26 protein-coding genes are annotated in these 26,058 nt (G+C 38.0%); 18 read left to right on the plus strand and 8 right to left on the minus strand.

Annotation, left to right across the window (positions count from 1 at the left end; translation table 11 throughout):
* Positions 1-32: 32 nt before the first annotated feature.
* The 3 genes from M0M83_RS06035 to M0M83_RS06045 are packed head-to-tail and all read left to right on the plus strand — an operon-like array spanning position 33 to position 3,037.
* The gene (locus tag M0M83_RS06035) at positions 33-1,394 is read left to right on the plus strand and encodes a PTS transporter subunit EIIC (RefSeq protein WP_248467847.1); all 1,362 of its coding nucleotides are present in this window, start codon (positions 33-35) and stop codon (positions 1,392-1,394) included.
* A 15-nt stretch (positions 1,395-1,409) separates the two neighbouring features.
* A complete protein-coding gene (locus M0M83_RS06040; RefSeq protein WP_248467848.1) occupies positions 1,410-2,255 on the plus strand; it encodes a MurR/RpiR family transcriptional regulator in 846 nt (281 codons plus the stop codon).
* On the plus strand, positions 2,255-3,037 hold the full coding sequence (locus M0M83_RS06045; protein WP_248467849.1) for a sulfite exporter TauE/SafE family protein: 783 nt from the start codon (positions 2,255-2,257) through the stop codon (positions 3,035-3,037). Before M0M83_RS06040 ends, M0M83_RS06045 begins: the two co-directional genes overlap by 1 nt.
* A 66-nt stretch (positions 3,038-3,103) precedes the next feature.
* Here M0M83_RS06045 and M0M83_RS06050 read toward each other — a convergent pair whose 3' ends face one another.
* The gene (locus M0M83_RS06050) at positions 3,104-3,985 is read right to left on the minus strand and encodes a rhomboid family intramembrane serine protease (RefSeq protein WP_248467850.1); all 882 of its coding nucleotides are present in this window, start codon (positions 3,983-3,985) and stop codon (positions 3,104-3,106) included.
* Between the two features lie 162 nt (positions 3,986-4,147).
* Positions 4,148-5,845, minus strand: a complete 1,698-nt coding sequence (locus tag M0M83_RS06055; RefSeq protein ID WP_248467851.1) for an NAD-dependent malic enzyme — start codon at positions 5,843-5,845, stop codon at positions 4,148-4,150.
* Between the two features lie 430 nt (positions 5,846-6,275).
* On the opposite strand from M0M83_RS06055, the gene M0M83_RS06060 reads away from it, so the two are divergent.
* From M0M83_RS06060 to M0M83_RS06100, 9 genes are all read left to right on the plus strand, one after another.
* On the plus strand, positions 6,276-6,881 hold the full coding sequence (locus M0M83_RS06060) for a hypothetical protein (protein ID WP_248467852.1): 606 nt from the start codon (positions 6,276-6,278) through the stop codon (positions 6,879-6,881).
* 71 nt (positions 6,882-6,952) lie between these two features.
* Positions 6,953-7,675: a hypothetical protein gene (locus M0M83_RS06065; protein WP_248467853.1), complete on the plus strand. Its 723-nt coding sequence runs from the start codon at positions 6,953-6,955 to the stop codon at positions 7,673-7,675.
* 143 nt (positions 7,676-7,818) lie between these two features.
* Positions 7,819-8,568 carry a hypothetical protein gene (locus M0M83_RS06070; RefSeq protein WP_248467855.1) on the plus strand — a complete coding sequence of 250 codons (750 nt, stop codon included), beginning with the start codon at positions 7,819-7,821 and terminating at the stop codon, positions 8,566-8,568.
* Positions 8,561-8,704: a hypothetical protein gene (locus tag M0M83_RS06075; protein WP_213913466.1), complete on the plus strand. Its 144-nt coding sequence runs from the start codon at positions 8,561-8,563 to the stop codon at positions 8,702-8,704. Before M0M83_RS06070 ends, M0M83_RS06075 begins: the two co-directional genes overlap by 8 nt.
* Before the next feature lie 30 nt (positions 8,705-8,734).
* On the plus strand, positions 8,735-9,457 hold the full coding sequence (locus M0M83_RS06080) for a hypothetical protein (RefSeq protein WP_248467856.1): 723 nt from the start codon (positions 8,735-8,737) through the stop codon (positions 9,455-9,457).
* Between the two features lie 8 nt (positions 9,458-9,465).
* Positions 9,466-9,714, plus strand: a complete 249-nt coding sequence (locus M0M83_RS06085) for a hypothetical protein (protein WP_248467857.1) — start codon at positions 9,466-9,468, stop codon at positions 9,712-9,714.
* Positions 9,715-9,742: 28 nt separating this feature from the next.
* Positions 9,743-10,861 carry a serine protease gene (locus tag M0M83_RS06090; RefSeq protein ID WP_248467858.1) on the plus strand — a complete coding sequence of 373 codons (1,119 nt, stop codon included), beginning with the start codon at positions 9,743-9,745 and terminating at the stop codon, positions 10,859-10,861.
* Positions 10,862-11,014: 153 nt separating this feature from the next.
* Positions 11,015-11,683, plus strand: coding sequence for a hypothetical protein (locus tag M0M83_RS06095; RefSeq protein WP_248467859.1), 669 nt, complete (start codon positions 11,015-11,017; stop codon positions 11,681-11,683).
* Positions 11,670-12,317 carry a hypothetical protein gene (locus M0M83_RS06100; protein ID WP_248467860.1) on the plus strand — a complete coding sequence of 216 codons (648 nt, stop codon included), beginning with the start codon at positions 11,670-11,672 and terminating at the stop codon, positions 12,315-12,317. Before M0M83_RS06095 ends, M0M83_RS06100 begins: the two co-directional genes overlap by 14 nt.
* Before the next feature lie 157 nt (positions 12,318-12,474).
* On the opposite strand, the gene cdd is transcribed toward M0M83_RS06100, so the two are convergent.
* The 4 genes from cdd to metG all read right to left on the minus strand — a co-directional run bounded on the left by cdd (position 12,475) and on the right by metG (position 16,902).
* Positions 12,475-13,362: a cytidine deaminase gene (gene cdd / locus M0M83_RS06105; RefSeq protein WP_004256516.1), complete on the minus strand. Its 888-nt coding sequence runs from the start codon at positions 13,360-13,362 to the stop codon at positions 12,475-12,477.
* A gap of 206 nt (positions 13,363-13,568) precedes the next feature.
* On the minus strand, positions 13,569-14,264 hold the full coding sequence (locus M0M83_RS06110; protein WP_102138398.1) for a CidB/LrgB family autolysis modulator: 696 nt from the start codon (positions 14,262-14,264) through the stop codon (positions 13,569-13,571).
* Entirely contained in the window at positions 14,264-14,731 is a 468-nt protein-coding gene (locus tag M0M83_RS06115; protein ID WP_248467861.1) for a CidA/LrgA family protein, read from the minus strand. Before M0M83_RS06115 ends, M0M83_RS06110 begins: the two co-directional genes overlap by 1 nt.
* 143 nt (positions 14,732-14,874) lie before the next feature.
* Complete coding sequence (gene metG, locus M0M83_RS06120) at positions 14,875-16,902, minus strand: methionine--tRNA ligase (RefSeq protein WP_248467862.1); 2,028 nt, start codon at positions 16,900-16,902, stop codon at positions 14,875-14,877.
* Between the two features lie 259 nt (positions 16,903-17,161).
* Between metG and apbC the strand changes: the two genes are divergently transcribed.
* From apbC to asmA, 6 genes are all read left to right on the plus strand, one after another.
* Positions 17,162-18,274, plus strand: a complete 1,113-nt coding sequence (apbC, locus tag M0M83_RS06125) for an iron-sulfur cluster carrier protein ApbC (RefSeq protein ID WP_102138401.1) — start codon at positions 17,162-17,164, stop codon at positions 18,272-18,274.
* A 223-nt stretch (positions 18,275-18,497) separates the two neighbouring features.
* Positions 18,498-19,058 (plus strand): LemA family protein, encoded by a 561-nt coding sequence (locus tag M0M83_RS06130; protein WP_125893320.1) that lies wholly within the window; start codon positions 18,498-18,500, stop codon positions 19,056-19,058.
* Positions 19,059-19,144: 86 nt separating this feature from the next.
* Positions 19,145-20,101, plus strand: coding sequence for a zinc metalloprotease HtpX (gene htpX / locus M0M83_RS06135; protein ID WP_213913472.1), 957 nt, complete (start codon positions 19,145-19,147; stop codon positions 20,099-20,101).
* Positions 20,102-20,279: 178 nt separating this feature from the next.
* Positions 20,280-20,924 (plus strand): uridine kinase, encoded by a 645-nt coding sequence (gene udk / locus M0M83_RS06140; protein WP_125893316.1) that lies wholly within the window; start codon positions 20,280-20,282, stop codon positions 20,922-20,924.
* A gap of 38 nt (positions 20,925-20,962) precedes the next feature.
* A complete protein-coding gene (gene dcd / locus M0M83_RS06145) occupies positions 20,963-21,544 on the plus strand; it encodes a dCTP deaminase (RefSeq protein ID WP_004909269.1) in 582 nt (193 codons plus the stop codon).
* Between the two features lie 126 nt (positions 21,545-21,670).
* Positions 21,671-23,509: an outer membrane assembly protein AsmA gene (gene asmA / locus M0M83_RS06150; protein WP_248467864.1), complete on the plus strand. Its 1,839-nt coding sequence runs from the start codon at positions 21,671-21,673 to the stop codon at positions 23,507-23,509.
* 71 nt (positions 23,510-23,580) lie between these two features.
* Here asmA and M0M83_RS06155 read toward each other — a convergent pair whose 3' ends face one another.
* Both M0M83_RS06155 and M0M83_RS06160 read right to left on the minus strand, forming a co-directional pair.
* Complete coding sequence (locus M0M83_RS06155) at positions 23,581-24,132, minus strand: hypothetical protein (protein WP_248467866.1); 552 nt, start codon at positions 24,130-24,132, stop codon at positions 23,581-23,583.
* A gap of 184 nt (positions 24,133-24,316) precedes the next feature.
* Positions 24,317-25,900 carry a TerC family protein gene (locus M0M83_RS06160; protein WP_213913475.1) on the minus strand — a complete coding sequence of 528 codons (1,584 nt, stop codon included), beginning with the start codon at positions 25,898-25,900 and terminating at the stop codon, positions 24,317-24,319.
* Between the last annotated feature and the right edge of the window lie 158 nt (positions 25,901-26,058).

Genomic DNA, 26,058 nt, shown 5'->3' on the forward strand with positions numbered 1-26,058 from the left:
TTTATTGGCTCAGTCAACACCGGGGGAATAATATGGCTAATAAGATAGAACATCTGGATGTACTCGCCAGAGAAATAGAAAAATATGCGGGCGGCTTTGATAACGTGGCAACATTAACGCATTGTATGACGCGTATCCGTTTAGTTTTAAAAGATAATAGCAAATTCGATGCTGAGGCCTTGAAGCAAATTGAAGGCGTAAAAGGCGTGATTTTCAATGGTGAACAACAACAAGTGATTGTTGGGATGGGCACGGCAGCGAAAGTCTTTTCGGTGATGAACAAACGAATGCAAGGTAGCACCTCTACGGCAACAGAGAGCGTAGCACAGGCAGAGAAAAAAGCGTTTTCAATTCGTCGTACTTTAAATACGTTAGCGGCTATATTTGTCCCAACCATTCCAGCTTTGATTGGTTGTGGTTTGATTATGGGGTTAATCAATATCGTCCGCTTGGTTGCTCCGGGTGTTGTCGACCAATTCCCTGAGTTATTTAAGTTATTAAAATTGATTGGTAGCGCAGTCTTTGTTTATCTTTCAATTATGATTGGGGTGAATACCGCGAAAGAGCTTGGTGCTTCCACCTCAATTGGTGCGGTCATGGCTGGGCTACTTTCGATGCCAGGTTTAGCGGATATCACCTTATTTGGTTCGAAATTAGTCCCAGGTAGTGGGGGGATTTTTGCGGTACTGATGGTAGTCGTTTTCTCTTCTAAATTTGAAGTGTGGTTTAGAAGTATCATTAAAGAAAGCCTAGATCTTATCGTGACGCCATTTGTGACCATTTTAGTCTCTGCGATGGTCGCAATTGTGGTGTTCCAACCTGCGGGGCATTACTTAAACCAAATTTTAGCGCAAGGCGTTTCTGTTGCGCTGTTAAACAGCGGTGGTGCCGCCGTGGCGACGGGCGGTATTTTAGGCGGCAGTTTCTTATTCTTATTATTAACGGGTTTACACCAAGGCTTGATCCCAATTCATGCTGAAATTTTACAAACCTTTGGTCTGAATTACTTGTTCCCAATTTTAGCTATGGGTGGAATGGGGCAAGTGGGTTCATGTTTCTGGGTTTATTTAAAAACCAAAAACCAACGTTTGAAGAAAACCTTAGTCGGTGCGTTACCTGTGGGTATTTTTGGTGTCGGCGAACCGTTATTATTCGGTGTGTCATTACCATTAGGAAAACCATTCATTGCAGGTTGTATTGGTGGAGCGGCTGGCGGGGCATTAATGGCATTCTTCCATGTCGGGATCATCATTCCTTTTGGTACTGCTGGGTTATCATTAATTCCATTAGTGGGTGATGGCCAAATCTTGGATTTCTTAATTGCAGTTGCGGGTGCATGGATTGTCGGGTTCATTGCCAGTATGATAATAGGCTTCACTGATCCAGAAAAATAATTAGAAGGAAAAGCCATGTCGACACTGACGGTAAAACTGGAAAGCTTGCAGACACGCGGTAAAGGCACAGAACAACGTATTGCCACATTTTTGCTGGATAACCGCGAAAGTCTTATCGCGATGAATGCAGCGGAATTGGCACAGGCGGCTGGGGTCAGTAGTGCATCTGTTATCCGCTTTTCACGCCAAATGGGGTACCGTGGCTATCCTGAATTTAAAGTTGATTATTTGTCTGATGAGAAGCAACACAAAGCAGAAAGTTTATACGGTAATCTGAGTCGTCACGATGATACCTCTCAGATTATCGCCAAAACAGGGCAAATGTTTATTTCGGCTATTGAAAAATCACTGGATTTACTTGAGCCCTCTGTCGTAGATACCATCGCGCAAAAAATGTTTCAGGCCAAACGTATCGTGCTGTTTGGTGTCGGGTCTTCAGCCATTGTTGCCAGTGATATTTTCCATAAATTAATTCGCATTAATAAACACGCACTGTTTAGTTATGATTTGCATGTTCAGCTAAGTTACTCGGCAAACTTAGGGCCGGAGGACCTTGCTATTGCAGTAACGGCGCGTGGAAACACTCAAGAAATCAATAGCATGCTTCGTGCTGCAAAAGAAACAGGTTGCTCGACAGTCGCACTGACACGTTTTGGTCAAGATGAAGCAATAAAGTTAGCGGACTTCGCTTTGCCTTATTTTTATGATGAGCAACATTCCCAATTAGGCATCATCACCCCACAAGTATTACAGATGATTACTTTCGATACATTATTTTTTAAATACCTCACGTTAGCAGATAGTGATGCAAATGAAGCATTACAAAAAGGGCGACGCGCACTGATACAAGGCAAGAGTTAATGATTGTAACGGAGTTAGCGATAGGTGCACTTATTGGGCTGATTATTAGCACAACGGGTGTCGGTGGTGGTGTGATTGTATTACCGATACTGACCTATTTTTTTGGGCTGAATGCATTAGCGGCAGTCGCCACGGCCAATTTCCTTTCGATGCTAATGAAGGTTTCTTCTTCTTATATGCATTTTCGCTTAGGCAATATCCCCTTTAAAGGTGCACTCATTGTATTAGCGATTATGTTGCCGAGCACCTTTCTCTCAAGTCTGTTTGTGACATTGCTGGGGGGATTACCGGGGTATGAAAAACAAGTCGAGTGGGGTATTAACCTGTTAGTGGCTGCTGCCATTATATTTTCGCTCTATTTATTTGTTCAGCGAATGTTTTTTGTTTCGATCATCAAACAAGAAGCGGCAAAAGGAGATCAGCTAAAATCCATGGCTGTGCCAGCTGTTCTAGCGGGTGTTGTACTTGGTGCAACTGGAGTTGGTGGTGGGGTGGTTGTTCTCCCAATGTTGTTGCGCTATATGCAACTGAATATTAAGCAAGCAATTGGCACATCGATTTTTGTAACAACTGTGTTGTCTGGCTCTTCTGCTTTGGCCTATGCGCAAGACGGTTATACCGATTTAAAATTGGCGCTGATACTGTGTGCGGGGGCATTGATTGTGATGCCACTGGCTAAATATTTACTGATCCGTTTATCCGAACGCACTTTCCAATACATTACATTGTTATTAATTACCTGTAGCGCAGTTATGATGACAATGAATTTATTCACTTTCTAGATTTACGCGTCCTATTATTGACGGTATCAATAATAGGACTGCTCTCTTACCAAAAAACGGTATTTTTTATCGCTGATTAAGTTCTTTTGCCATTTCTTGGTAAATAAACTGGCGCTCATAGTTTAGGTCTTCGTCTTGTAAGGAAGAAAACTGGCTGAGTGTCATGGCCAGTAAGGTGGCAGCTATAAGTACAATTAAGCCACTAGACAGCAGTTTTGCCCGAAATGTTGCTTGTGGCGCAAGCACAAAAGCACCGCTAATAACCGCACCAAGTACAGCGCCACCAATATGAGCAGCGTTATCAATACCTGACTGCAAACCATTGATGAGAGTTAGTGCAATCATCCCAATAATATTATATAGCGGGCGTTTTAATTGGTTGAGTTCTTCAAGAGAGAGACTCGGGTTATTAATTCTTTTTAATAAATCAATTACAGAAGCGGCAGCTAACCCCATAATAGCGCCAGATGCGCCAATACCCACGGTAATATATACCGTGTTATCAGGTAAATATAAACTATTCCACGCATTCATTGATGCTCGGTTCGCTACTGCATTAATGGCTTCACTGTATTGCCAATAAGCACTAAAAAATGCCGCGCCAATACCTGAAAATAGGTATATCGCGAGCATCCTAAATTTTCCATAGGTACGTTCGCATTCAATCCCAATAACAAACAAAGCCAACGTATTCAAAGCAAGGTGCATACCACCTGAGTGCAATACCATACTGACTGGATAGCGCCACCAATCCCCCGTTAATGAAAGTTGGTAAACATTGGCACCAAATAACAATAAGTTATTTTCTTGGGAATCGAGTGGGGCGGCATAATTGAGCTGGTAAGAATAAACAACAATATTCAGCGCTGCAATAAAAAGTGTTAGAGCTATTGCCCATAGGGAAAACTTAGGTTTCTGTGGAATAGCAGCATTGAGGTCGCCAGTCATGTCAATATCCTATTAATCAGTCATGGTCGTTATCTTAAATAAGTGATTTGTTTAGCGCAATTTATCATTATCTGAGAATGCAGATATCATTCTGTCGGGGGAGGAACATAAAAAAACAAAAAAGGAGCTCTAAAGAGCCCCTTTCGATGGAATTACGTGTGATTAAAACGAAGTCCGTTTATAAGTACGGTACTCAGGCTTCCAGAAATTCCGTTCAATGGCTTCATCCAATGCGCTATCAGAGGTGACCGTTGCCACACCTTGAACTTGTGCTTCTTTGGCCACTTGTTTAGCAATAATGCGAGAAACATCTTGGATATCAGATAGCAGAGGCAATAGCGCACCTTCACCATTTTTAGCAAGAGGTGAACAGCTGGCAAGCGCACGGCTGGCAGCCATTAACATGCCATCAGTAACGCGTTTAGCACCAGAGGCAATCACACCAAGACCGATACCCGGGAAGATATAGGAGTTGTTACATTGTGCAATTGGGAACACTTGGTCTTTGTAAGATACTGGGCTAAATGGACTGCCTGTTGCGACCAATGCTTTGCCATCAGTCCAATTGATAATATCTTCAGGGCGAGCTTCAACACGTGACGTTGGGTTAGATAACGGCATCACGATAGGGCGTTCACAGTGTTTATGCATCTCTTTAATGATTTCTTCTGTGAATAACCCAGCTTGGCCAGACACACCAATCAATATGGTTGGTTTGGCATTGCGTACGACATCTAACAGTGAAATTGAGTCACTGTTAACATCCCAGCTGGCTAAATTCTCACTGTTTTGCGTTAACTTAGCTTGGAAATCGAGTAAATTAGGCAGTTTATCGGTTAATAAACCAAAGCGGTCAACCATATAAATACGTGAACGCGCTTCTTCGTCGCTTAACCCTTCAGATTTCATTTGAGCGATAATTTGTTCTGCGATACCGCAACCCGCTGAGCCTGCACCTAAGAAAGTCACGCGTTGGTCACTTAGCTTACTGCCTGCGGCATGGCTGGCGGCAATTAAACTACCTAATGCAACCGATGCGGTGCCTTGAATATCATCATTGAAACAGCATAGCTCATCACGGTAACGGGTTAATAAAGGCATCGCATTTTTCTGGGCGAAATCTTCAAATTGCAGTAATACGTTTGGCCAACGGCGTTTTACTGCTTGAACAAATTCATCAATGAACTCGTTGTATTCATCACCCGTAATACGTGGGTGACGCCATCCCATATACAGAGGGTCATTCAGACGCTGTGGGTTGTTGGTTCCTACATCAATAACAATAGGCAAAGTATAAGCAGGGCTGATACCCCCACAAGCGGTATAGAGAGAGAGTTTCCCAATTGGGATACCCATACCGCCGATACCTTGGTCACCAAGGCCTAAAATACGTTCGCCATCGGTAACAACAATCACTTTCACATTTTGTTTGGTGGCGTTTTGTAGCATGTCGTCGATATATTCACGGTTTGGATAAGAAATAAATAAACCACGTGCACGACGATAAATGTCAGAGAAATGCTCACAAGCTTCACCCACGGTTGGGGTATAGATAATTGGCATTACTTCTGTCAGGTGGGCATCTATAAGGCGATAAAATAAGGTTTCGTTGGTATCTTGAATATTTCGCAAATAAATGTGTTTATCAATATCTGATTTAAAATCAATTAATTGACGGTAGGCACGTTCAACTTGTTCTTCGATGGTTTCAACTTGTTCAGGAAGTAAACCATGCAAGTTAAAATTTGCACGCTCTTCTTCGGTGAAGGCGCTTCCTTTATTCAGCAAAGGGAATTCAAGCAAAATTGGGCCAGCGTAGGGTATATAGAGAGGGCGTTTTGTTTCGTACTCATGTTCCATGAAATATCACTCTTCGGACGATTAATCAACAAAGTCAGGGTAGATCCTAAGCTAAACAGCAAATATGTACAGTAAATAATGATAAAAAAGCGTTAAAAAATTTACTGAAAAATATTGTGCATATGATAAGGAGTTTAAGCGCGAAAGGAAATGAAAGCCGATAACGGCATACGCATTACGGTAGGTAGATCACGGTTAGCCAAGTATGAATGAATTCTTTTTATCTCAGCGGGTTTTTAAACAATGGTTTAACTTCCTTATGGATAAATTTTCTTAATGTTTTTTTCTCTATTTTTAATGAGTTAGTGAGTGAAAAAATTAGTTTACTGTAAGCGAAATTATATTTTCAAATATCATATATTGCTGCATGTTTTTAACTGTTTTAGCTTAGGGTTATTAATTTATATTTCAATCTTGGGGTAAATCATAGATGAAAATTAAAAACATATTAATAATATTCATATTATTGATTATTTCTCTTTGCAATCTGTCATATGGAAATGGCTTTTTAACAAACAAAAAAGAGAAAGTAAAATCAGATAATATTGAAAATTCTTATAATAGTAAGAAAGAAATAGGTATTTTTATTATTTTGATTAGAGAATATATGAAGCAAGTGATGGTTGAATATAATAAACCATTATCAAATAAAGATTTTAATAAATACCATTATGAACACGCATTAGCTCATCTAGAAGTGCTTTTAAAACGTTTTGAAAATGGCAGTACTACGACTCGCAGGGATATTAGTTATCAAGAGGCTGCTGAAATAAATAAAAAAGCATTTGCAGCCTGTGACATGCCCTTTGATGCTTGGTTCTTTGCAGATGTTTTTGATGTCTTAGATCATGAAACTAATCAAAAAATTTGGGATGACATGCTAAATGCATTGGCGAATGATTCCCATGAAAGTGAAAAAAAAGTATTTTTATTTCTTTGGAATAAAATGAAAAATGTATCGGATTTAGATAAGATCGAAAAAAGCAAAAGATGGCTTAATAGACTTGAGCGCGTAATTATATCATTTAAATCATGATTGGAAATTATATTTTATTATTCTAGTTTTTATAATTTAATTATTATTAAATTAGTTCAATAGGTGAAGTTATGGAATTTGGTGTTTTTGTCAACTATATATTTAAGTTAATTATTAATGTATTTCTATTATTAATTTCTATAAATGTTTATGCAGAAAATAGACCGGGCTTTGTTTGTGGGCAGTTTAATAAGAATATTATAGAAATTCCTAGCGAGTATGTTTTTTTATTTGCTGAATATGAAGGGTATAGTTATTTTGACCCAAGGTTTATTGAAAATAAAAAAGGGTGTGAGGCTAATTTTAGAATTCTGCCAATGAGGATGTCATGGCCAGATTTAAAGCCATTTAGTGAAGTCAGCCATGATGTTAAAATGATAGAAGTCTATATTGAGCCATTAAATAGTGACCCTGAAAAATATTTCAGTCATAAAAAAAATATATACCTAAATATGGGGAGGCTTAAAAGAAAGGGTGAACTATATTATGATGAGGAATTAGAACTTTATTTTAATGAGGTTTCTATTGAGTTTAAACATATTAATGGTAATAAAGTGGATGTCAATATAATAAAGTATGGTTACTATTGGGATGAAGATAATGGTGAAGTCAATGTTTTAATGGAGTGTTCATGGAGACAGTTAGATGATAGTTATCGGCGTTGTAAATTATTATCATTAATGCCTGAGTTTGGTCTTAAATATAGTGTTTCATTTGAATTTTCAAATCTTGTTAATTGGGAGACTATTCAAAACAAGGTAAGGCTATTTTTATCTGAATATATTAAAAATTAGGGGGTAAAAATATGAATGGTCGCGACCGTAGGCAGGGAAACTTAGAATTAATATCAACAGATTTATCTAATGTTACCCGAATTTTAATGGTTAGTAAGAATCTAGAGATTATGTATGATTAGTTTATTTTAATAGGTATAAATATGAGACTTAAACTAATAATTAGTTATATAATTAAATTTACAGTTAATTGTCTTATGCTATTAATCTCAATAAATAGTTACGCTGATAATCGTCCCGGTTTTGTCTGTGGGCAGTTTAACGGAACAGTTATAGAAGTTCCTGACAAGTATGTTTTTCCATTTGCTGAATATGAAGGGTATAGCTATTTTGACCCAAGGTTTGTTGAAAATAAAGAAGGATGTGATGCTAATTTTAGAGAATTAACATTAATAACGCATTGGCCTTATATGACAAGTGTTGATCCCCAAAAAAAATTTCATCTTGAAATAGATGAAAAAACGATAAGAATTATATTGAGACCAATTAGAGAGAAAGATTATTCATTAACACAAAAAATGAAAAATTATCTAAATGCATCATATTTAGGAAAGCGAAGTCAAATATTTTATGACGATGATTCCGAACTTCAATATGTTGACTATTTTGATGAATATAATGTATCTGAAAAACTATATAGTGGAAAAAAAACTCAAAAGAAAAGATCTTTTTTTTGGTTCGAAAAAGAAAATGAAGTTATTGCTATCTTAGAATGCTTATGGCTACCATTGGAAAATAAATATTCAAGTTGTAATATGAGTTTTTCAATATTAGAAAAAGGTATACTTGCAGAGATTAAATTTGGTTTTGATAAGTATAATCAATGGAGGGATATAATGAATGAAGTTAAGGTTTTTGTCTTCGGTTTTATTAAGGATGAATATTATGAGTAAAGGTATGGCTAGTTTTTCAATTAATTATAATGATATCGCAAGTTTAAATGTTATTTTATTAGAAAGTAAATTTGCAAATTCTATGGGCGAAGAAAATGTTTCAAGTATACCTAGTGAGGATATTTTTATAATTTAAAATATATTGATTTATTTAAACAGGTGCAGTATGAAATTTGAAATGATAATTAATTATCTAATTAAATTTACAGTTAATTGTCTTGTTTTATTGATTTCCATAAATAGTTTCGCTGATAATCGCCCCGGTTTTGTCTGTGGGCAGTTTAATAAGAATATTATAGAAGTTCCTGGCGAGTATGTTTTTCCATTTGCGGAATATGAAGGGTATAGCTATTTTGACCCAAGGTTTATTGAAAATAAAAAAGGGTGTGAGGCTAATTTTAGAGTGCTGCCAATGCGAATGTCTTGGTCTGATTTGAAACCATCTAATGAGGTAAGTAATGATGTTAAAATTATAGAGGTTTATGCTGAACCATTAAAAGGAAACCCTGAAAAATATTTGAGTTATAGAAAACACCTGTATTTAGATATGGGGTACCTCAAAAGAAAGGGGGAGTTATATTATGATGAAGAGTTGGATCTTTATTTTACTGAAGTGACTGTAACAATACGAAGAAGTATTGGTCATAAAGATGATATGTATTTTAATAAAAAAGGATATTATTGGAAGGAAATTAATAATGAAGTGTTTTTTTTAATTGAGTGTGAATGGTTACCAATTGATGAGAAGTATCATAAGTGTTTTCAATATTTTTTGATTCCAGAAATAGGAACTAAGGTTAAATTTTATTTTGATGCTAAAGAATTATCTAATAGCAATATAATGAGGGAAAAAATACGAATTTTTTTACTCGACCATGTTAAAAATTAGGAGATGATATGAGAAATCAAGAAATCAAGAAATCAAGAAATCAAGAAATTAGAAAGGGTGATTTAAAGTTAACTCGTAGTGATGTTTCTAATGCAATTAAAATTTTATACGTAACCAAAGAACCAAAGTTGATGTATGAATATTTGGAAAGTAAAGGAGACCGATATGCTAAATTAGCTAATAGTGTGGTTAAAGGTGATTCTCTTTCAGGTGCTTTTGCGCTTAATTATTTAGATGAAGCTATTTTAGCAAGATGAGTTTATAATTGAGCTTATTCGCTATGATATGGCAATAGCTTATGTTCAAACCCTAAAAAATAGATTTGAAGATGGAATGGATGTAATCTATGGTGATATAAATCACATAGAGGCTAAATTATTTCATAGTAGTGTATTTTCTTATTATAATCTTCCTTCTGATGCATGGACTTTAGAACCTGTATTTTTTGTGTTACCTAGAGAACAAAGAGAGAGTTATTGGCAGAGAGCTTTAAATTCTGTAGGTGATATAGAAAGTGAAACATTATTAAGTATAAATACTAAAGATATAATGTTTAGAGCATTATATGAAGCTCCAGCGCATATGCAGCCTAAAATACATAGTTGGACTAAACGAGTTCTGGATATTGATAATGTAGTAGATGGCGTGGTGGTTACAGCCAAGAAATCTTATCAAAATATTATATCTCATATAGAAGAAGATAATATGGATAGAATAAATACAATTATTTATAATACAGGAAACCCTTTAATTGATAGAGGAACAGAGCGTTTTTCATTTTGGGATTATCCTTCACAACATTTAGAATCATTTCAAGTACAAACAGATTGGCGTGGCCAAACGGAATTTACACATAAAAATCTATTGTCTGAATATTATTTAGAAAGACCTGACTATATATTACCAGAAACAGGCTTATTTGATTCACCATCAGTTAATTATCAACCAGATGTTGCTCATTATGATCGTATGATTGATGATTTAAGGGGAAATATGCCATCAATAAACAACAAGCCAACACCTCCAATTAAGTATCCACATAATATGGTAGATAAATCGATATTGGAAAGCACTTATCCAAAATCCGAACCGAATAGGCAATTAGCACCTCGTACAACAAACCTACTTGATAGGTTTAAGGATAATGAAACACCAACAAATTATTATCTAGAACGCCCGAGTGTTGTTCTTCCGGGAACGCCAGGATTTAAAGACTTCCCTACAGATACCATAAGAAATAACCATCATTTTGAAAATATGATTGGCCAGTTAAGAGACAATATGTCATCAATGAACAATTCAATGGACTCATTTGATGATAAATACTCAATACCCTCAATGCCAAGTATACCTGAATTTAGTTATAGTGGTTATTCTTCTGGAGGATCTTTTAGTTTTAATTAATATTTAAAAAGTCCGCTTATAATAAAATAAATTATTTCAGTTATTAGTAATCTAATGGTGATTGCTGATGTTTTTTTGTATGTGGGCAATGTTTTTTTACATAATTGTTTTTAATATTATTGGTTTCTAACTTTATGAATAACAAGGATGTATATGAATTATAAATTAATATTTTTGCTTTCAGTTTTTCTTCTCAGTGCTTGCCAAAATCCTCAAGGAAATAATGTAAAATATAATAAAAAGAATATAATTAGTTTTTGTGAAACAAAAGGTGTTAAAACGCCACGTCTTTTCTTTATGCTACAGATGTTATACTTTTCTGAATCTAAGGATTTAATATTTGATAGAAAAAAATTAGTCATTTTTAAGGGTGAAAAAGATAATAACCCAATGTTAGAATTTTTAAAGTATCCAAAAGAAGCATTTATTAAAAAATTAAGCCATGAACAGGCAATGGATTTTTATCGTGAGAATTTAAATGAAATGGGAATGTCTTATCATGCTTGGATTTTAGCAGATGTTTTAGATGTTATTAATGAGAGAAACCGAGAGGCACTATGGCAACAGTTCGTTTTTGTGATGAATAACAACGATCCTGAGAAAGAAGCTAAATTATTCATAATGCTCTGGTATGCAATGGTAAGGGAAGCCGCTAAACCATTATCAGACAAGCAAATTAAAAGTAAAAAATGGCTGGAAAAAATGAGGCGGATTACTTTAGTTAAAAATATAGAAAAAGAATTAGACTTTATGTTTGAAGAAATGATTAATGATTCAATGAACTTTAATAAGAATAAAAGGAGTTCTAATGATGGTTTCTAAATCTATTATTCCTAAATTAATTTTTATAATTTTATCATGTTTAATTCTCATAAATAAAGGTTACTCTTTTAATGAAAAATATAACCCTCAAAAGGTAAATGATTCAAGTGATAAATATTTCAGTATTTTTATTTATCTAGAAAAAGAGTTTTTAAATAATTATATGAAGGCACAGGGTGAATCATTCACCAGTGAAAAACGGAGTCGGTATCAAAAAGAAGTCAAATTAGCATACGGACGAATTATGAAAAATCGCAAAGAAAGTGATAACATCCCAATTGGTGATATTACACATCAAGAATTTATTAAAATAAAAAAAGAAGCGATGTTAAATTCAGGAATTCCTTATGAAGGTTGGTTGTTTAAAGATGTATTTGAAGTATTATCTATAGATAAACAGAATAAAATTATAGGGAAACTATTAAATAGCTTTTCTAATAAATCACTTAATGGTGAATCAGCGTTATTTGCTAGCATTTGGCTAGACATGAAAGAAGAAGCCGCGCAATCTGCATCGATAAAACAGCAACAAAGCCAAGCTTGGCTAGATAAAATGCGAAAGATCCCTTTAGTTATTACATTAGAAGAGACGATAAATGAAACAGAGAAATTGTTTAATGAATTCACTTACTAGGGCATATATTAATCAAAACTAGTGAGTCCTATTATGGATGGCCACTTTGCAGGTAAATGGTTTTGTGAACAAGATTAAAGTTCTAATAACAACTATACGGTTATTGCTATTTATTCAAGCTCCCAGCAATAACCGTTATATTTAAATAAATATAAAATTAATCCAAATAAGCTAATTCAATATTTTGGCAACCCAGTGCTTGTAATGTATTTTCGGTAACATACCAATGTTTGATAATTGCATCTTGCTTTTCAACAAACTTAGCTTGGTCGATGGCGTGAATATCTTTACCTGCAAGGTTAATCATAATTAAAGCGGCTTGTAGTGGCGGTAAACTTGGGTTAAATGCGGCATTTTCTGCGTAGCGTCCGGTAAACAGTGAGCCATCTTTTAATTGTAACGCAATTCCTGAATGGGATTGGCTATAAGGTGCATGGGATTGGTTTGCAGCCTCAATTGCTGCACTTAATAACCGGTCACGGCTTTGGTTTTTATAGCCATGGTCAACAGGGTCGAGTAGTAAAGTAGTAATGTTTAAGTCAGACGGCCCAAATGAGTCGGGTAAATAGTGGTGTAGTACTGCGGGTGTGCGGCCTGGTAAATTCACCATAATTTTACCACCTTCACGTAATTCATTCATAAATTGGCGGCAGTGGCCACAAGGTGTGTAATTCACAGTAATTGAGGTAATCTGCGTTTCACCTTTCATCCAAGAGTGTGTCACTGCACACTGTTCTGCATGGATCACTTGGCCCATTGATACATGGCTAAATTCCATATTGGCACCAAAATACAAGTTACCACTTGCTCCACGTGCGATTGCACCCACGTTAAAATGGGAAATAGGAGTGAGGGCATAGGCAGCAGCAAAAGGTAATAATGCAAAGGCTAACTCAGCGTCGTCTACACTTGTTTCAGCTTTAATCTGTTTAACTTGTTCCGCCGTTAACATGCCTTGAAAATCAGATTTATCAATGATAGGTCTAAGTACTGACTGTAACTTTTCTGGAAGCTCGGCCCAAGCGGCCTTAAATCTTGAATGCATGAGTTACTCTCCCTATTTTAATTGTTTTTATTCTATTCAATAATACGTAGAACTATATGTGATGATTGTCACTATTTTGAATGTAATACATGAAACATATTCTTTTGTTGTGAGATATATCTCATATTTTATCAGTGTGCGTATGAGCAAGAGGCTATTGAACTCCTCTTACCCATATATTTGGTTATTGGCTTAATGAATTAAGCTTAGCTAAAAAGATGTAAAATGACAGGGAATATAAACGGGGCAATAAGTGAGGTGATAACCCCACAGGTCATTAATGCAAGAGAACTATAAGCACCTTCAATGTAATTCACTTCGGCACAGCGGGCAGTGCCTAGGGCGTGGGAAGCGGTTCCCATCGCGAGCCCTCTTGAGGCGTGGGTTCGTACACGCAGTACATCAAATAAGCTATGGCCAAACATGGCGCCTAAGATCCCAACAAACAACACGCAAGCGGCACTAATCGCAGGGATCCCGCCAACCGAATCAGCAACAGCCATCGCAATAGGGGTAGTGACAGATTTAGGTAAAATAGAACCCGCGATATCCGGGGTTGCCCCCAACCATAACGCGATGGCGGCACCGCTAAACATGGCCACTAAACTACCTGCAAAACAAATACTTAATAAAGATTTCCACTGGGCTCGAATTTGGTGCATTTGTTCGTAAAGTGGAAAAGCGAGCGCAACGACTGCGGGTTGTAGTAAATCATTGAGTATTTTGCTACCTGCAAAATAGTGCTCATAAGAAGTATTTGTGACGACCAATAGTGCAATCAATACCGCAATAGTAATTAATAGTGGGTTTAAAATCGGTAACTTAAATGTAGTCGACAACTTACGAGCCAAATAAAACACCACAATAGTCAGCGGCAATGACCACCAAATATGTTCTAACATTATTCATTCCCCTTAGTTTTATCATTATTAATGACCGAAGAAACTGGCTCTTCGGGGGGTAAAGGAACGTCATCAGGTTGAGCCCCAACGACAGGGCGTTCCTTATGAATATAGTTGGAGCTGATGGCGACAACGACCATAACGATTAAGGTACTAACCACACAGGAAACGATAATAGGAACCATTTGTTGGCTAATTAATTCATAGTAATTCATTATGCCAACACCAATAGGAACAAACAGGATGGTCATGTTTTTCAACAAAATGCTGCAACCGGGTTGTGCCCACTTTGCGGGGATAATTTGTAACGCAAGCAATATGAATAAAATTAACATGCCGACAATGCTGCCGGGAATGGAGAATGGAAGTAGTGTTGAGATAAGGTTTCCAATAATCAGGCAAAGGTAGAGTATTGCGAAAGCTCGCAAATACTGCCATCCCGTTATCAGTACCTGTTTAAATGACATGAGACTGGTCCTGTAATGTAATATCTATTCATCATACAATTAACTTTATTATTGTGCTACCGATCACAATAAAAAGCCAATAAAAAAGTGGGAAGTATTTAGCTTCCCACTTTTGATGAATAACAGACTAGAGCAAGTATGGGTTATTTAACTTGCATACCGGGTTGTGCGCCACTGTCAGGGCTGAGTAAGAAGATATCTTTACCGCCAGGGCCAGCAGCCATTACCATACCTTCAGAAATACCAAAACGCATTTTACGAGGTGCGAGGTTGGCAACCATCACCGTCAAACGACCTTCTAATGCTTTAGGGTCTGGATAAGCGGAGCGAATACCAGAAAATACTTGGTGCGTTTCACCACCGATATCTAATTGTAATTTCAGCAGTTTGTCTGAACCTTCAACAAAATCAGCTTGCTTGATTAATGCAATTCGCAGGTCAATTTTCGCAAAATCATCAAAAGTGATGGTTTCTTGAATTGGGTCATCGGCAAGTGGCCCTGTAAGTTGCTGTACGGGTTTGATGCTCTCTTTTGAGGCTTCAACCATCGCATCCACTTTTGCCATTTCAATGCGGTTAAACAGCGCTTTGAACGGAGCGACGCTGTGCTTCAATAACGGGGTATTAATCGCATCCCATGACAGTTCACTATTTAAGAAGGCTTCAGCACGCTCAGTGAGGCCGGGTAAAACCGGCTTCAGGTAAGTCATCAGAACGCGGAACAAGTTGATGCCCATCGAGCAAATGTCTTGCAGTTCTTGATCTTTACCTTCTTGTTTTGCCACAACCCAAGGGGCTTTTTCATCAACATAGCGGTTTGCGATATCGGCTAATGCCATGATTTCACGGATCGCTTTGTTATATTCACGGTTGTTATAATCCTCACCGATAACTTTAGCTGCATCAATAAATTGTTGGTATAGCTCAGGCTCAGCCAGATTTGCCGATAATTTGCCATCGAAGCGTTTAGCAATAAAGCCCGCATTACGTGATGCCAAGTTAACCACTTTATTGACGATGTCGCTGTTGACGCGCTGGACGAAATCTTCCAAATTGAAATCGATGTCATCAATACGCGAAGACAGTTTTGCTGCGTAGTAATAGCGCAAGCAGTCGGCATCTAAATGATCTAAATATGAACGCGCGGTGATGAATGTTCCGCGAGATTTAGACATTTTTGCACCGTTAACGGTGACATAACCATGCACAAATAGGTTTGTTGGTTTACGGTACTGGCTACCTTCTAACATTGCAGGCCAGAACAGGCTATGGAAGTACACGATATCTTTACCGATAAAGTGGTAAAGGTCTGTTTTCGAGTCTTTATTCCAGAATTCATCGAAATCAAGGTCGCCACGTTTGTCACACAGGTTTTTAAAGGAGCCCATGTAACCGATAGGGGCATCTAACCAGACATAGAAATATTTACCCGGCGCATCTGGAATTTCAAAACCGAAATAAGGTGCATCACGGGTGATATCCCATTGTTGTAGGCCTGATTCGAACCATTCTTGCATTTTATTAGCGACTTGCTCTTGTAGCGCGCCTGAGCGAGTCCACGCTTGAAGCATGTCGCTAAATGCAGGAAGATCAAAGAAAAAGTGTTCTGAATCACGCATGACAGGTGTGGCGCCAGAAATCACTGAACGTGGGTTAATCAGTTCTGTTGGGCTATAGGTTGCACTACAGACTTCACAGTTATCACCATATTGGTCTTCGGCTTTACATTTTGGACAAGTGCCTTTAACGAAGCGATCCGGTAAAAACATGCCTTTTTCTGGGTCGAAAAGCTGTGAAATAGTGCGGTTTTTAATAAAACCGTTATTTTTCAGTTTCCCATAAATCAGCTCTGATAAAACTTTGTTTTCTTCACTGTGTGTGGAGTGGTAGTTATCATAACTAATGGCGAAACCAGCAAAATCGTTCTGATGCTCTTGGTTCACTGCTGCAATCATCTCTTCTGGCGTTACGCCAAGCTGTTGAGCTTTAAGCATGATTGGAGTTCCGTGCGCGTCATCGGCACAGATAAAGTGAACCTCTTTGCCGCGCATTCGCTGATAACGGACCCAAATATCAGCCTGAATGTGTTCCAGGATATGACCAAGATGGATTGAACCGTTAGCATAGGGTAACGCACAGGTTACCAGTAATTTATTCGCGACTTGAGACATAGTAACTTTCTTACTTCCATTATTTGAAAAGGGTCTTTGATGTTAACCGATCAAAACCATCGCTGCTAGGGGTATAAAATATTAATTGGAAATTTGTTTGAAAAAGAATTTTTACCTCTTCGTGGCTTTTCCTATCTCGATATAATAACTTTCTCCCTGTTCTCTGTTATGATTAATCTCAGTCAAAGTATATCCGCCCAATTTTCTGTAACTTATTCTAGGATATACATAGTTCAAAAATATAAATAAAGGAGCCGGGATGAACGATAAATCCCCCGAGCAGAACAAACCAGAACTGCTGACTGAACAAGTCTCCAAAGTTTTGGCTTCATTTACACACCCAACACTGCAACGTAATTTGGTTTCTATCAAAGCGTTACATCATTGTGCAATGTTGGACAACGTGCTGCATGTCGAATTAGTTATGCCATTCGTTTGGAAAGGGCCGTTTCAAACTTTAATTAGTGAAAAAACCGCTGAATTAAAGCAACAAACAGGGGCTCACGCTGTTGAATGGAAACTGCGCCACGATATCACCACATTAAAACGTGCAAATGATTTGCCGGGTATTAATGGTGTTCGTAATATCTTAGCCGTCAGTTCGGGTAAAGGTGGTGTTGGTAAATCCAGTACTTCTGTAAACTTAGCGCTCGCACTGGCACAAGAAGGGGCAAAAGTCGGTATCTTGGATGCGGATATTTACGGCCCATCAATTCCAAACATGTTAGGCACAACATTAGAACGCCCAACTTCCCCAGATGGTCAGCACATGGCGCCAATTATGGCCTATGGCTTGGCTACCAACTCCATCGGTTACTTAGTAACGGATGACAACGCCATGGTTTGGCGTGGCCCAATGGCAAGTAAAGCATTAATGCAAATGCTACAGGACACGTTATGGCCTGATTTGGATTACTTAGTTATCGATATGCCACCAGGAACAGGTGACATCCAATTAACACTTTCCCAAAACATCCCTGTAACAGGGGCGGTGGTGGTGACAACACCACAAGATATCGCCTTGGTTGATGCCATGAAAGGTATCGTGATGTTTAAGAAGGTCAATGTCCCAGTATTGGGGGTTGTTGAAAACATGAGCGCGCATATTTGCAGTAATTGTGGCCATGTTGAGCCAATTTTCGGTACCGGTGGTGCTGAGAAATTAGCCGAAAAATACCATACTAAATTATTGGGGCAGGTGCCTCTGCATATCTCTTTACGTGAAGACCTTGACCGTGGCCAGCCTACTGTCATGCGTGATCCAGAAGGTGAATTTGCAGATATCTACCGTGAAATTGCTTCAGGTATTTCAGCCTTGATGTATTGGGAAGGGGACAAGATCCCAACAGAAATTTCTTTCCGTGCAGTTTAACCGATTGCAGTTTAATCCGTTATAAAGCAAAAAGGCTATTTAGTTTTACTACTAGATAGCCTTATTTATTATTGATACTTTTCTTTACTAAACACGTTGACTTTAACCTTCTATTTTTCTTAATTGTTCGCGGAACATTTCTTTATTGAGTCATGTTCGCGTAGAATAGCCACATCTTTTATTTAATCAGTTTTCTTTCTACGGGTAACCCGAAAAGGTGACTATGAAATTTTTAATTTTTATTGTTGTCGTGGTGCTGATCGTTATTTATTTTTATAACCGTATCGTTGCATTGCGAGAAGCTGTTATTTCGAGTGAAACAGAGATTTCAGTTCAATTAGATCGTCGCGGGAAAGTATTTGATAGCTTATTAGCAACAGTTAAAAAATATTTAAGCCATGAAACCGAAGTGTTCAGTAAAATTACTGAGCTACGAACACAAGCACAAAATGCGACAGGGGATAAAGCCCGTGAAGCCGAAGATGCGCTTTCAAAAATGGTGACAAGTGGGGCAATTAATGTCGCAGTTGAAGCTTATCCTGAGCTAAAATCAGATGCCATTATGGCAAATTTACAAGAAGAAATCGTTTCTTCAGAAAATAAATTGTCATTTGCTAAACGTGGTTATAACCGTTCATTAGAAACTTATAATGCGTATATTGCTTCTATGCCCGCAGCGCTAATTGTTGGCATGATTCCTAGCTTAAAAATTTCAAAGGAATATTGGCGTCTTGATGAAGAAACCATTAAGACTGAGGAATCACGTCGTATTAATTTCGATTAAAAATCGCTTAGCCTTTGAAGTGATAAATCATCGGAATGCCTTATGGTGTTCCGATATTTTATGAGCGGTAGATAACAGGTCACATTATGGATTTTAGAAACGTCATTCGTAAAAATAATATTCGCACACGTTTGGTGGTGGCGAGCTATATTTTTTTAATGCTAATTATTGGCTTACTGGCTGATGTTGCAACGCATCCAAATGAACAATTGGATTTAGTCGATAATGCAATGATGTTTGTGACATTTCATGAATTACCTATCGCCACATTGATTGTTTTAGGCTTAACTTTCCTTGGGCTAATTTATATTCATTTTAGAGGCCATAAAATGATGTTAGCAGGGATGAATGCTAGAGAAATTACCCAAGAAAGTGCGAGCAGCCCCCAAGAAAAGCAACTTTTCAATATTATTGAAGAATTAAGTTTAAGTGCCAGTTTAGGCTACATTCCCCGTTTATATATTTTAGAAACGGATGAACCGAATGCTTTCGCCGCAGGGTGGAATAATCGTAATGCCCTTGTGGGGGTGACAAGAGGCTTATTACAGACACTTAATCGGCAAGAGGTTCAAGCCGTTCTTGCTCATGAAGTTGGCCATATTATTCATGGTGATTCGAAATTAACCTTGTATGTTGGCATTCTGGCCAACGTAATTTTAACTGTGACTAATTTATTTAGTCAGATTTTTATTCGAACAGCAGGGCGCAGTCGCAATAATGCGGCGAACAAAGCGCAAATGATCCTATTAGTTCTGAATTTTGTTTTACCGTGGATAACTCAAATCCTCTATTTTTATTTATCTCGTACCCGTGAATATATGGCGGATGCTGCAGCGGTGGATTTGACCTCAGATAACCAAGCCATGATAAGTGCGTTGAAAAAAATCTCAGGTAACCATGAAACCCATGAATATGATGACAGCACGACTGGACAAGCTTACCGAAAAGCCGCTTATATTTTTAATAAAGGGGATTCTGTGTTTTCAACTCATCCCTCGATTGAAAATCGAATTGCAGTATTAGAAGGAAAAAAACAGTTTTAGAGTATAAATGACATTTTGTCCGCTTCGATTTACGGTATTTCCTCTCAAATGGGTGTTTTTTTAGCGAACTTTGTTGAGGTATGCTGGAACAACACGCCATTACCCCCTATAATTCCGCCAACATGACATTTTACTGTTGTGTATTTTCATTTCTAATATTCAACCAGGTTATCATTTTATGACTGACATAGCGCATCACTGTACCATTGTAGGTATATCGGGAGCCTCTGCATCTGGCAAAAGCTTAATTGCAAGCACGTTATACCGTGAGTTAAGGGAACAGGTCGGTGATCATAATATCGGTGTTATTCCAGAAGATTGTTATTACAAAGACCAAACCGATATCCCAATGGAAGAACGCCTTAAGGTAAATTATGACCATCCTAACTCGATGGACCACAGTTTGCTTTATGAACATCTCAAATCACTGAAAAGTGGCAAAGCAGTAGAAATTCCACAATACGACTATGTCGCTCATACACGCAAACAAAAAACCATCACGTTTAAACCAAAGAAAGTCATTATCATTGAAGGTATTTTATTATTAACAGATAAACGTTTACGTGGTGAAATGGATTTTTCTATTTTTGTTGATACACCGCTCGATATTTGTTTGATGCGCCGTATTAAACGTGATGTTAATGAAAGGGGCAGAACGCTTGATTCCGTTATTGACCAATATAATAAAACGGTTCGCCCAATGTTTTTGCAGTTTATTGAGCCATCAAAGCAATATGCCGATATCATTGTACCTCGCGGTGGGAAAAACCGTGTTGCGATTGATATCTTGAAAGCGAAAATTGGCGAATTCTGTCAAGATTAGACCGCGCAGAAATTAAAATAATGAAGGGGGAAACAACCATGCGTCTTTGTGACCGCGATATTATTCAATGGATGGATGATGGTAAATTAGTGATTAGTCCACGCCCACCAGTTGAACGAATCAATGGTGCAACTGCAGATGTTCGTTTGGGGAATCAATTCCGCGTTTTTCGAGGACACACGGCCGCATTTATTGACCTGAGTGGCCCTAAAGATGAAGTTAATGCCGCATTAGATCGCGTCATGAGTGATGAAATTGTTCTTGATGAAGATGAGCCGTTTTTCCTGCATCCAGGGGAATTAGCACTTGCAGTGACGCTAGAGTCTGTTACGCTCCCTGATAACCTTGTAGGCTGGTTAGATGGGCGCTCTTCATTAGCGAGGTTAGGTTTGATGGTGCATGTCACTGCACACCGAATTGATCCCGGTTGGCATGGGCAAATCGTGCTAGAATTCTACAATTCAGGTAAATTGCCGTTAGCGTTGCGTCCTGGTATGGTGATTGGCGCATTAAGCTTTGAGCCGTTATCCGGCAGTGCGGATCGACCTTATAATAGTCGACAAGATGCTAAATATAAAAACCAACAAGGTGCTGTTGGTAGCCGTATCAGCGAAGACTGATAATCGCTGAACTTTGCGGAAATTGTTACGTTTAATGGATATTAAACAGGTAATTTCCGCCCATTTTCAAGGATAGGTTTGAGTTCATTTTGTGGCGAGCGCAAGCGGAATTTAAGAGAGGGAAGGATGAAACGTTTTTTGACGACACTGATTATTTTACTTGTGGTGATTGTAGCCGGGCTAACAACACTTGTAATGCTAGTGAACCCGAACGATTTTCGTCATTATATTGTTGAACAAGTAGAGAACAAAAGTGGTTATCAACTTGAATTCAACGGTGATATGCGTTGGCATGTATGGCCAACTTTAAGCATTATTACTGGGCCTATTTCCCTTACCGCACCGAATGCCGCTAAGCCTATTCTAAGTGCCGATAATATGCGTTTAGATGTTGAGTTATGGCCACTCATTTCCCATAAGCTTTCTGTTGAGCAAATTGTTATCGATGGCGCTGTTATCCGCAAAACGCCAGATAGCGAAATCCAAACTCACCATAACGCTCCTGTAGCACCTGGCGGAGCACCGGCATCAACGGCTTCACAAGAAAAAAATAGCTGGTTATTAGATATAGAAAAAATTAATATTTCTAATAGCTTAGTTATTTGGCAAACATCTAAAGATGAATTTAACCTGCGGAACATTGATTTATCACTGAAGAAAAGTGATAAAAATCAGGTCGCTGTTAAATTCAGTGGAAATCTAAATAAAAACCAACAAGAATTCGCATTTAATTTACGTGCGGATATCGATTTATCAGATATTAATCAAAAGATTAGCGGAGAGTTAACACAGTTTGACTATAAACTGAGTGGTGTCGATTTGCCAGAAAGTGGTATTGAAGGGCAAATAACCAGTGATTTTCTATACACCAAAGGGAAGGTGGAAAGTGCGAGTTTAAGCAAGCTGGCAATAACGGCCAATCAAAGCGCTTTATCAGGGGATGTCAGTATCCAATTAACCGATACACCGCAAATTGTGATTGAACTAGCCGCAGATAAACTGGATTTAGATAACTTATTAGGCACGACTTCGGTAAATGTTGGTTCAGAAACAGAAACGAATAATAACCGTGTAGGTGTTAAACCTGTTATTTCAGGCTCTAATCCTCAACAGTATGACTTATCAGGGTTAAAGGCTTTTACCGCGAATATTCGCTTAGGAATAAATCATTTGATTTATCGTGGAATGACAGTAAATGACGTCATTTTTGAAGCGCAGAACCAAACCCCGCGTTTAACTGTTTCAAAATTACAAGGTAAAGCCTTTGGTGGTGAATTTTCATTACCCGTGACATTTAATTACAGCTCAACGCCTGCCTATGTTTCAGCAAAACCAGATTTAAAAAATATCGACCTAACACCGTTATTAAATGCCTTCAATATGCCACAAAAATTGAGTGGGGTTATTTCGTTAAATGCGGCGTTATCAGGTGTGGGTTATGATGACAATGCAGTGAAAAACCAGTGGCAAGGGCCTGTTAATTTTGAGTTAAGAAATGCAAAATTACAGGGACTGAATATCCCGCTATTAATTCAGCAATCCGTTTCTAGAGTAACCAGCAAGATTAATGCACCAGTCAATTCTGGAAATTTCACGGAAGTTGATTTATTCACTGTGGCCGGTAAATTGAATAAAGGTAATTTGAATATTTCCTCCATGAATGCAACCTCAGCTTTAGTTAATATTAGCGGGCAAGGTCGGATAAATATTCCTAATGAAACCATTAATGTCAATTTAGGGGTGAATATTGCTAATGGCTGGGGTGGGGATTCACGTTTAGTCCAGCAATTGCAAGCAATGACTATTCCATTGCGAATTTATGGTGGTTGGAATAATTTAAAATACCAATTAGATGTGGAAAAATTACTGCGTGATGAGTTACGGACCCAAGCTAAAGAAGCCATTGGTAATTTCTTAAAGAAAGAAGAAAATAAAGGTCTGAATGATCTATTGAACGTATTGTAATGATCGATGTATCTTTGGTTCATGTCATCATGTAGCCACCTAACATAGGTGGCTTACTTTGTCGTGTTTATTTACTGGTCATCAAATTTGGATGGAGTTTTTTTCCCCTGACTTAAGTCAGATGCTTTTTGTGTATTATCAAGAAGAACTTGCTTATCTCTAATAACATTAAACTGATTGTTTCTTTCTGCCTTACTCATCTTTCCAGTCACTGTTGATAATTTAGTTTCTAGCGTGGTGATTGTTTTCTGCTTTGAACTATTATGTGCGTATGAAGAGCTATTTAACTTATTTTGATAGTTATTGACTGATGTAGTTAGCGCCTTTAGTTCTACCTTTAATTCATTGATTACATTATTTTGGAAAGGAGCAGATATTTTGTCGCTTAGAATTGCGTCCAGTTTTGATTTAATCTTACTTAATCCAGCTGTAACGTTATTATTCAGTTTTGTAATGTCTTTTTTATGAACGGTTTTTTCTGATGTAGTCACAGGACATTCTTGATTATTGTTACTAACGTTGTTAGCGCGTCCACTTATACCTTTCGATGACTTACTTGTATTTTTACTCACATGATGAGTCATTGTCTGTGTTATGTTTGAATTCTGAATTGGTTTTGGCATGATATTACCTTTATTAAAGTTTGGGTGTATTTAATGCTATGAATTATTCAGTGTTTCAATGTTATTTTCTTTAATAAAACGCTACTGTTTTTATTGTTAACGGGTAAAAGGATAATATCTGCGGTTTTTAGACAAAAAAATACCGGCTCTATAGGCCGGTATTGTAGTAAAGAAATAAAACTAATTAGTCATCTTCATACTCATAACCATCCCCTTCAGGGGCTGGTGGCGTGATTAATACTTTATTGACGCGGTGGCTATTTACTTCTAATGGTTGGAAGATACAACCATTGATGGTGATCTGCTCCCCCACTTCTGGAACGCGTTGTAAGTGTTCCATTAAAAGACCAGCAATCGTTTCGTACTCACGCTTATCATCCAATTCCATCGGTATAAACATGATAAGGTCTTCAAGTGGCATAAATCCGTTGGCTATCCAGGTGCCATCATCCAGTTTTTGAATGTCATGGCGTGAGTCATTTTCTTCATCACCCACTGGCAAATTACCCGCGATTGTTTCCATCACGTCGGTCAATGTGACAATACCTTCGATAGAGCCAAACTCATCCACCACAAAAGCAAAGTGAGTATGGGCTTTACGGAATTGCTCAAGTGCTTTTAACAGTGATAACCCTTCAGGGAAGATCAACGGCTGGGTAATCAACGCACGCAAGTTTAATGGCTGGCCTTTTAATTGCTGTTTAACCAAATCCATCACATGTACAACACCGACAGGTTCATCGCTGATAGTTTCATCAATGACAACTAAACGTGAGTGTGGGTTCTTCTCCATTAATTGCAGTAAATCTGCAGAAGATTTACTAATGTCGAGATAGTCCACATCATGGCGTGAAGTCATGATGCTTTCAACGTTGCGCTGAGCCATGCCAAGTACGCGAGCAATCATCAAACGTTCTTGGGGATCAAAAACCGACTGATTATCAGCGATAAGGTCAGAAGTATGGGGGTCTAATTCCCCACGCTCACTATTACCGCTAAGAATACGTAATACAGCTTCTGCCGTACGCTCACGTAATGGGCGAGAGCCTGTTAGGAACTTACGACGGTTAAATTGGGCAAATTGGTTTAGGACTTCAATCATGATAGAGAAGCCAATTGCAGCATATAGATAACCTTTAGGAATGGCATAACCAAAACCTTCGGCAACTAAGCTGAAACCAATCATTAATAAGAAGCTTAAACACAGTATGACAATGGTTGGGTGCTGGTTAACAAAGCTTGTTAGCGGCTTACTTGCCCAAATCATTAATACCATCGCAATGGTTACAGCAGCAATCATTACACCGATATGGTCAACCATACCGACAGCGGTGATCACTGAGTCCAATGAGAATACGGCATCAAGAACAATAATTTGTGCAACAACAGCCCAGAAATTCGATGTCTTTCTTTGGGTATTGGCATGTTCGTCTTTCCCCTCCAACCGCTCGTTTAGCTCCATTGTGGCTTTAAACAAGAGGAATAGACCACCCACTAACATGATTAAGTCTCGAGCACTAAAGGCGTGATCAAAGAGAGTTAATATCGGTTTCGTGAGGGTAATGAGCCATGACAGGCTAAATAGAAGCGCAACACGCATAATCAGGGCTAATAAAAGTCCAGTTACACGGGCTCTATCACGCAGCTTTGGCGGGAGCTTATCGGCCAGAATGGCGATGAAGACGAGGTTATCAATACCAAGAACGATTTCTAGAACGATTAGGGTAGCGAGGCCCGCCCAAATCGAAGGATCTGCGATCCATTCCATACAGTTTGTTTTACCTTCTGATATGACGGCTTATACCGACGAGTGAATAATGCGGTTTGTTGAACGAAATATCAATAAAAAATCACGTTAATTGGACAATTCTTGACAAAAATGGCCCTGTATACGTCATCGATTGCATCAATAACTACCATGCAACA

The sequence above is a fragment of the Providencia rettgeri genome, from assembly GCF_023205015.1.
Taxonomy (GTDB): Bacteria; Pseudomonadota; Gammaproteobacteria; order Enterobacterales; family Enterobacteriaceae; genus Providencia; species Providencia rettgeri_E.